We start from the raw sequence: 1,818 nt of genomic DNA, 5'->3' as shown, positions 1-1,818 counted from the left end.
GTCAACGAAATCGCCGAACAGTTCGGCGGCGGCGGGCACAAAGCGGCCGCCGGTGCGTTCCAAGAAGGCACGCTCAGCGACGTCCAAGCCCGAGTCCTGCCGGTGATGATCGAGGCACTCAAGGAAGTGCTTTAGACCGGAACTTGGGGTGCGCGGGCGCGACCCCAAGCTTTGATGTGGCACGCCGCTGGCGTGAAACCTCAACGGAAAAGGCCCGGACGCTGGCGCGAACCGGCTGATGTCAAACGATCATCAGCCGTTTGGCGCAAGCCGACGGGCCTTACGAAGCGGAAGGGCGCGAGCCTTCCAGTTTTCCAGGGTGCTTTCGCGCTGACACCGGACGGCTCGCGCCGTTCCGCTAACAAATGTCAGGCAAACGACTACTCCGCCATCAAGAACCCGGTCATGGTCCAACCGCTGTCGGTCTTTTCCCAGAACGCTCCGGCACTGGTGAAGAACGCTTTGATCGTCTCGAACGGCGGCAGCTTGCCGGCTTGAATCGGATCCGGCTCCCCGTCTTCGTCGTTTTCGACGATCCGCCGGAGCAAATTGGCGATCAGCGAGTCACTGTCTTTGAGTTGTCCTTTCCGCAGCAGCTCGTAGCGTGCCCGCAGCGCGATGCTGGGGTGAACGACGCTGTCGTAGGTGACTTCGTTGCCCTTGTTCAAATCGTCGATCGCTGCGACGATCGTCTTGGTACGCTCGGTCGCCGCCAAACGATCTCCCGTCTCGCCGACTCGAACGCGTTTGCCCAGCTTGACCAACAATTCCGAGTGGCTGGAAAACATTAGGTAATCGGCATCGTCGTCCTGCTGGCCTTCGACGACCGCGATCGCCCAGTGGTTGAGCAACGGCGACGTGTCTTCTTCGTCGATGTTTTCGTCAAAGCCGAGTGCCGCCAATTGGGCGTCGATATCATCACTGTCGTTCTTGCCGCGTTCGACACGCCAGACGTCGAACTCGGGCACCTCCAACTTGATCGCGTCCGGTTCGACTTCCATCGCTTTCTGAACGACCTTGGCGACGACGTCCGCGTTCTTGATCCGCAGGGCGACCAACATCCGATCCGACTCTGGCCCGGCCGGCATCGTATTGTCGGTGATCAGAATCACCTCGTTTTCCAAGTTGGGCAAAAAGTCTCTCGCGATATCGATCTGCGGGCCTTCGGGGTCATCGCGGATCCCTTCAATCATCGGCCGAAATAGATCTTCGCCCAACGCATCGTTGACCAACGATTCGGCCGCCCAAAATGCGGACTCCAATTCCCAATTGAATCGAAAGAACGCGCCGGTGTCTTCGGTCGGCCAAGTTGGAATCGGCAGACGGATGGAATTCTTGGACTGCAACATCCGAGCGGCTTTGGTCAATTTGCCGGGGGCCAACACGACGCCGCAGTGAAGCACGTCGAATCGCTTGCCGGCCACGACACCGACGCCACCGACCGCCTCGATCACGCCAAAGCCCTGTCGCTCGAGCAGCTCGATCACATCCAGATCATCGCGGCGGTCGTACTCGACGACCTCGCGCAAGATCCGTCCCATGGCAAACGGCTCGGCATACCACTGCCAACAGACCGTTGCCTGTTTCTCGTTTGCCGAATCGATCTCGGCGGTCGAATCGGCGAGCACTTGTTGGTAGGACGCTCGGCTGGAAAAGGCTTTGGCGGGCGATTTTCCAGCGGCGACGTCCAACACACCTTGAACCACGCTCTCGCGATCGGCCGCGATAAAGCGTTCGTCATTCCACGTCAGCGCGATCTCGACGATTTTCAGTTGCCCGGGTTTCGGCTTGGTGCGGTAGACCCGAATCGTTTCGTCG

Annotated in this window: 1 protein-coding gene; it reads right to left on the bottom strand. The window is 59.7% G+C overall.

Going from position 1 to position 1,818, the window contains the following annotated elements:
- Positions 1-380: 380 nt before the first annotated feature.
- A partial coding sequence (locus ABX749_RS31590; RefSeq protein ID WP_372899537.1) for a membrane or secreted protein occupies positions 381-1,818 on the bottom strand: 1,438 nt, incomplete at its 5' end.

Origin of the sequence: Stieleria sp., assembly GCF_041595215.1 — a bacterium.
Taxonomy (GTDB): domain Bacteria; phylum Planctomycetota; class Planctomycetia; order Pirellulales; family Pirellulaceae; genus Stieleria; species Stieleria magnilauensis.
Note: the sequence above shows the minus strand (reverse complement) of the source record. Positions and strands in the feature narration are given on the sequence as shown.